The sequence below is a fragment of the Martelella sp. UBA3392 genome, from assembly GCF_002358775.1.
GTDB classification, from domain to species: domain Bacteria; phylum Pseudomonadota; class Alphaproteobacteria; order Rhizobiales; family Rhizobiaceae; genus Martelella; species Martelella mediterranea.
Genome location: NZ_DEPM01000270.1, coordinates 1 through 6,422, shown reverse-complemented (window position 1 = coordinate 6,422; position 6,422 = coordinate 1). Strand labels below are relative to the sequence as shown.

Below are 6,422 nucleotides of genomic sequence, written 5' to 3'. Positions count from 1 at the left end.
GATCGTGGTGTTGCGGTCGATCAGACGGGTGAACACGCCGCCGAGCGTTTCGATGCCGAGCGACAGCGGAGTGACGTCGAGCAGCAGAACGTCCTTGACGTCGCCCTGCAGAACACCGCCCTGGATCGCAGCGCCGAGCGCCACGACTTCATCCGGGTTCACGCCCTTGTGCGGGTCCTTGCCGAACAGCTGCTTGACGGTTTCCTGCACCTTCGGCATGCGGCTCATGCCGCCGACGAGAACGACTTCGTCGATCTCGCTCGCCGAAACGCCGGCATCCTTGAGCGCGGCCTTGCAGGGGCCGACCGTGCGCTTGACCAGATCGTCGACAAGGCTTTCGAACTTGGCGCGGGTCAGCTTCAGCGTCAGGTGCTTCGGACCGGTCGCGTCGGCCGTGATGAACGGCAGGTTGATTTCGGTCTGCGACGAGGACGACAGCTCGATCTTGGCCTTTTCAGCGGCTTCCTTCAGGCGCTGCAGGGCAAGCTTGTCGCTCTTCAGGTCGATGCCGTTTTCCTTCTTGAACTCGTCGGCGAGATATTCGACGAGACGCATGTCGAAGTCTTCACCGCCGAGGAAGGTGTCGCCATTGGTCGACTTCACTTCGAAGACGCCGTCGCCGATTTCCAGGATCGATACGTCGAAGGTACCGCCGCCAAGGTCGTAGACGGCGATGGTCTTGCCTTCGTTCTTGTCGAGACCGTAGGCAAGTGCTGCAGCCGTCGGCTCGTTGATAATGCGCAGCACTTCAAGGCCGGCGATCTTGCCGGCGTCCTTGGTGGCCTGACGCTGGGCGTCGTTGAAGTAGGCCGGAACCGTGATGACGGCCTGCTCGACCTTTTCGCCGAGATAGGCTTCAGCGGTTTCCTTCATCTTCTGAAGGACCATGGCCGAGACCTGCGAGGGAGAATAGGACTTGCCGTTGGCTTTCACCCACGCATCGCCATTGTCGCCCTTGACGATTTCGAAGGGAACGAGGCCCTTGTCCTTGGTCACGGTCGGATCTTCGTAGCGGCGGCCGATCAGGCGCTTCACCGCGAACAGCGTGTTGGTGGGATTGGTGACCGCCTGACGCTTGGCGGGCTGGCCGACAAGGCGCTCGCCATCTTCGGAAAAGGCCACCATCGACGGCGTGGTGCGCGCGCCTTCGGCGTTTTCGATCACCTTCGCATCCTTGCCATCCATGATGGCGATGCAGGAGTTGGTGGTTCCCAGGTCGATACCAATTACTTTAGCCATTTTTATTTCTCTCCTTTTAAGCAGGCCATCCGAACCCTTCAGGCATTCCTTGATGGCCCCTTGAGCATGGTCTTGATTTGATTTCCAAGGCGGCGATAACGCCGTTGTGATCGGTATATAATAAGCGCCAAAACGCTCTGCAAGGCGCTTCGGGCGGCTTAGAACGCCATTTATGACCAAATTTTACGCGTGTGCGCGGATCGCCCAGCCGGTGCGCACGGGCCGGAAATATCGATTCCGTGACGCTCATGCGGCAGCCGGGCAGGCGCGTTCCCAGACATGGCGCGGCAGCAGGTGCACCTCGCTTGCCGCGAGAGCCCCGTCGCCGACGATATGGCCGATGCCTTCGGCCATCACCGCGAGCGTCATGTCGAAGGCGTTGAGGCTGTCGCCTTCGCCGCCAACGAGGTTGGCCATCGCGCCGTCAACGAACAGATGGATGCAGTTTTCCGAGGCGAGGCGATAGGTCGTGACGGAGGGCAGCGCCTTGGTTTTCGGCAGATCTGCGAGCGGCGCCAGTTCGATCTCGTCGATGCGATGGCCGGCATTCAGCAGGAAGCAGCCGTCCTTCAGGCGCTGGATCGCGGAAAACGGCACGACATGATGGCCGCCGGTTCCGGTGACGATCACATCGGCAAGCGGCGCAAGCGCCTCGACCGATCCGGCGATAAAGCCGTCATAACGCGCCTGCAGCAGCCGCGCCGGGTCGATCTCGGCAACCATCACCTGTCCGCCGAAGGCGCGCGCGCTTGCTGCAAGTCCCTGGCCGACGGAGCCGTAGCCGACCACCAGCACGGTCTTTTCATGCAGGCTCAACAGCGTGCGGGTGAAGAAGGCGTTCCAGGTGGTGAGCCCCACCATATGGCGGTTGTGCAGCCCTTCCTTCACTGGCAGGTCGTCCCAGTTGAAGATCGGCCATGGCGGCAGCGCGCCCTGAAGCCGGTTGATGCCGGAACCCGTGGCCTCCAGCCCGGCCTTGATCGGCGGCATTGCCATCCCTTCCGACAGCAGCATATGGGTGAAATCCGCGCCCATTTCGCTGAGATGGGTCGGGCCCCAGTCGAGCCCGGCGCGGATCGCCGCGCGCCAGTCCTCCGCCGGCATGTTCCTGTAGGCATCGACCCGCGCGCCGGCGGCGCGCATCGCGTCGACGACCTCGTTGCGCACGGTGGCGGGGTTGCAAGTGGTCACGAACAGCGCCGCCCCGCGGTCCGCCAGCCCTTCCACCAGCGGCAGCATCTTCATGTCGAGATGCATGCTCATCGCGAGCCGGATGCCGGTCATGTCGGGGAGGTTTTCCACGGCGCGTGCGGTGCGCGGCATATGGGCCTTTGCCCATGTCGGCGTGATTTCTGTCATTCAGTTCGTTTCTTTCAGCGCTATCGTCCGTGGCGCTTCTGATAGCGGCCGCGCAGCCAGAATACCAGAAAAACCGCCAGGACGAAGGCGATCCCGACGGCCACCGCGAGCCAGACCGAGTATTGCGCGAGGTAATTGACCGCGTCGGGCAGGAAATAGCCGCCGATCAGCATGCCGAGGAAGATCAGCGCGGCGGCGATGATTGCCGAGCGGTTGCTGCCGGGTTGATCAGCCATGCGCGCCAGCCTCCCTGATTTCGGCAAGAGTGCGGATCTGCCTGCCATCGGCGGTGAAATTTTCCGGCGCCAGAAACGCTTCGAAAGCCGCCTTGCGCGCCGGCCATTCGCTGTCGATCATCGCATACCATGCGGTATCGCGGTTTCGGCCCTTGGCGACCATGTGGTTGCGGAACACGCCCTCATAGGTAAAGCCGAGCCTCCGCGCGCTGGTATGGCTCTTTTCGTTTTCGTTGTTGAGCTTCCATTCATAGCGGCGATAGCCGAGATCGTCGAAGATATGGCGCGCCATCAGGTAGTGGACCTCGGTCGCCATGGTCGAGCGCTGCATCGCCGGCCCATGCGCCACCGCGCCGACCTCGATCACGCCGTTCTTCTCGTCGAGCCGCATATAGCTCGCCATGCCGACCAGCCTGCCGGTTTCCTTCGCGCGGAAGACGCGGGTGACATAGCTGCCCGAGGCGTTTTCGGTGTCGAGCCAGGTACGGAAATCGGAAGGCTCCGCAAACTGCCCGTTCGGGAAATATTTGAGAAGATCGTTGATCGCGTCCGCCGTTCCGCCGAGCCCTTCCCAGAGTTCAACGGCGTGGCGCTCTCCGTCATAAGGCTCGACAATCACGCTCGCGCCTTCGGCGACAACCGGCTGCGGACGCGCGCGCGGCGAAAACCTCGTCAGATCCTGCATCGCAATACCTTTGCAATCGGAAAGACCCCGACGAAAGGCCGGGGTCGTCAAAAACGTCGAACCAGCGCCGGCCTAGGCCTTCAGCGTCGCGCAGGCCTCTTCGGCGAGCTTGCGGATGCCGTCCCAGTCGCCGCGGACGACCATGTCCTTCGGGGCTACCCACGAGCCGCCGACGCAGATGACGTTGGGAAGCTTCAGGTAATCGGGGGCATTGGCAAGCGAAATGCCGCCGGTCGGGCAGAACATGACATCGGGGATCGGCGAGGAGAGCGCCTTCAGATAGGGCGCGCCGCCGGCCTGTTCGGCGGGGAAGAACTTCATCACCCGGTAGCCTTCCTCGCGCAGCGACAGCACTTCGCTGGCCGTCGCCGTACCCGGCAGCAGCGGCACGTCGCTGTCGTCCGCCGCATCGAGAATATCGCCATTGATGCCGGGCGAGACGATGAACTCAGCGCCCGCCTTTTCGGCTGCGGCATAATCGCGCGCCGAAAGGATGGTGCCGGCGCCGATCACCGCCCCTTCGATCTCGTCGGTCATCGCCTTGATGGCGTCGAGCGCGGCATCGGTGCGCAGCGTGATTTCCAGCGTCTTGAGCCCGCCTTCCACCAGCGCGCGCGCCAGAGGCACGGCGTGTTCGACGGATTCCACGATCATCACCGGAATGACGGGTTGCGCGGTCAGCGCCTTGAGGAGGGTTTCAGTTTTCGCTTCCATTCTCGCACCGCTTTCGTGGTTGATATTGTCCATGGGATACCCCGGCAAAGCCGGCAAGTCGAGCCCCGGAACCGGGTTATTCTTCGCGGCCCATTGCCTGCGGCCGCAGTGATCTTCATAAGGGAATTTCATCACGGCGGCGTGAACGCCAGAGGCAGGGCTGACAGCGTCCGGGAGAACGATCATGGCCAAGGAAATCGAGCGCAAGTTTCTGGTCGATGGCGACGGCTGGAAGGATGGCGCGGAGAAAGGCGTCCGCCTGACCCAGGCCTATCTGATGAGCGGACCGCAGCGTTCTTTGCGGGTGCGCATCTTTGACGGCGGTCGTGCGCGGCTGACGATGAAGTTCGGCGGCGCCGCACTGAGCCGCGATGAATATGAATATGACATTCCGCTTGCGGATGCGCTGGAACTTGTGGGTCACGCTGTGGGTTCCGTTATCGACAAGACCCGCTACCGCCTTTCGGACGCCCCATATGTCTGGGAAATCGACGTCTATCATGGCGATCTCGCGGGCCTGGTGGTGGCGGAGGTGGAACTGCCCGACGAGGCCGCCACGCCGCGGCTTCACGATTGGCTCGGCCGCGAGGTTACCGGTGATCCGCGCTATCTGAACCAGACGCTGTCGGAAACCGGCCGGCACCCTGAGGAGGCAGACTGACATGGCATTCTCGCTCGATCCCGATCGCCCCTTCGACGCCGCCGTCCGGAAAGTCGCCGTCTCCCAGCTCGAGGACGCGATCCGCGCGCTGAAGAAGCAGCCGAACGGCATCCATGAGGCGGTTCATGACGCCCGCAAGAAGTTCAAGCGGGTGCGCGGCCTCTACCGTCTGGTCCGTCCCGCCGCGAAGGAGTTCGCGAAAGCCGAAAATGCCCGCATCCGCGATCTGGCGAATTCCCTGTCGGCCGACCGGGACGCGGCCGCGCTGATCGAGTGCGTCCGCTATCTCCGGCTGAACGCGGCCGAGGGACATGTCGACATGGCGCTCGCCCGGCTGGAGGCGGCGCTGATCGTCCGCCGCGACGCCAGGGCGGTTCCCGAGGACGCGCTGCAGAAAAAGGCAAAGGCGGCGATCGGCATCTGCCGGGAGGCGATTTCGGCGGTCGAGGAGCAGGATTTCGACGGGAAGTCGCCGGAAAAGGCGATCGCGAAGGCTTGGCGCAAGCAGCTTGCCTCCGCCCATGTCGCGGTTATGGCGGTTCGCGCCGAGGCGACGGATGAGCATTTCCACGAACTGCGCAAGGAGGCGCAGACCTACTGGATGTTTTGCGCGCTTGTCGCCGATATCTGGCCGACGGCGCTGAAGGCCAAGCGCGCCGACGCCAAGGCGCTTGCCGATCTCATCGGCCACGAGCATGACCTCAGCGTGATGATCGCGCTGCTTGACGGTCCCGACGCGCCTGCGCTTTCTGACAAGACCCACCGGATTTGCCGCGAGGAAGCGATCGCGCAAAGGGCGCGGCTGCGCACCAAGGCGGTGAGGGATGCCCGCAGGGTGTTCGGCGAGGAGGTCGAGAGCGATATCGTCAAGACGCTGTGGCGCGAACGCGTCGCGCGCGGCGAAGGCTGACAATTGCAAAGCCGGTTCAATGGGTGTATTGGCCGCAAACACGCCCTTGCCGATTGAAAACGTAACGCGGAGACAGGCCATGTCCTATCTGGTCGCAGCTCTTTATCATTTTGCCCGCTTCGCCGATTATGCCTCGTTCCGCGCGCCGCTGCAGGCCGTCGCCGACGAGAACGGCGTCAAGGGCACGCTGCTTCTCGCCCATGAAGGCATCAACGGCACGATTGCAGGCTCCCATGAGGGCATTGGCAATGTGCTCGCCTTCATCCGCGCCCGGCCAGAGCTTGCCGGCATGGAGCACAAGGAAAGCCAGGCCTCGAAAATGCCCTTCAACCGCATGAAGGTGCGGCTGAAGAAGGAAATCGTCACCATGGGCGTCGACACCATCGATCCCCTGAAGTCGGTCGGCACCTATGTCGAGGCGAAGGACTGGAACGACCTGATTTCCGATCCCGACACGATCGTGATCGACACCCGCAATGATTACGAGACCGCCATCGGCATCTTCCGCGGTGCAGTCGACCCCAAGACCAAGACCTTCCGCGAATTTCCCCGCTGGGTGGCCGAAAACCAGGGCCTGCACAACAAGCCGAAGATCGCGATGTACTGCACCGGCGGCAT

Annotated in this window: 8 protein-coding genes; 3 read left to right on the top strand and 5 right to left on the bottom strand. The window is 63.0% G+C overall.

The window, feature by feature from the left end:
* The 5 genes from dnaK to B4E36_RS20855 form a co-directional block, all read right to left on the bottom strand.
* Positions 1–1,239, bottom strand: a 1,239-nt coding sequence (dnaK, locus tag B4E36_RS20875; RefSeq protein ID WP_345900778.1) for a molecular chaperone DnaK, incomplete at its 3' end; no start/stop codon positions are given.
* 246 nt (positions 1,240–1,485) lie between these two features.
* Positions 1,486–2,598, bottom strand: a complete 1,113-nt coding sequence (locus B4E36_RS20870; protein ID WP_292053543.1) for an NAD(P)-dependent oxidoreductase — start codon at positions 2,596–2,598, stop codon at positions 1,486–1,488.
* Positions 2,599–2,618: 20 nt separating this feature from the next.
* Positions 2,619–2,834 (bottom strand): hypothetical protein, encoded by a 216-nt coding sequence (locus tag B4E36_RS20865; RefSeq protein ID WP_292053541.1) that lies wholly within the window; start codon positions 2,832–2,834, stop codon positions 2,619–2,621.
* The gene (locus B4E36_RS20860; protein ID WP_292053539.1) at positions 2,827–3,519 is read right to left on the bottom strand and encodes a GNAT family N-acetyltransferase; all 693 of its coding nucleotides are present in this window, start codon (positions 3,517–3,519) and stop codon (positions 2,827–2,829) included. The genes B4E36_RS20865 and B4E36_RS20860 overlap by 8 nt, the downstream gene beginning before the upstream one ends.
* Positions 3,520–3,591: 72 nt before the next feature.
* Complete coding sequence (locus tag B4E36_RS20855) at positions 3,592–4,233, bottom strand: 2-dehydro-3-deoxy-phosphogluconate aldolase (protein ID WP_018067491.1); 642 nt, start codon at positions 4,231–4,233, stop codon at positions 3,592–3,594.
* A 184-nt stretch (positions 4,234–4,417) separates the two neighbouring features.
* Between B4E36_RS20855 and B4E36_RS20850 the strand changes: the two genes are divergently transcribed.
* From B4E36_RS20850 to B4E36_RS20840, 3 genes are all read left to right on the top strand, one after another.
* Entirely contained in the window at positions 4,418–4,894 is a 477-nt protein-coding gene (locus B4E36_RS20850; protein ID WP_292053536.1) for a CYTH domain-containing protein, read from the top strand.
* A gap of 1 nt (position 4,895) precedes the next feature.
* Positions 4,896–5,804 carry a CHAD domain-containing protein gene (locus B4E36_RS20845; RefSeq protein ID WP_292053534.1) on the top strand — a complete coding sequence of 303 codons (909 nt, stop codon included), beginning with the start codon at positions 4,896–4,898 and terminating at the stop codon, positions 5,802–5,804.
* A gap of 79 nt (positions 5,805–5,883) precedes the next feature.
* Positions 5,884–6,422, top strand: a 539-nt coding sequence (locus B4E36_RS20840) for a rhodanese-related sulfurtransferase (protein WP_414673799.1), incomplete at its 3' end; no start/stop codon positions are given.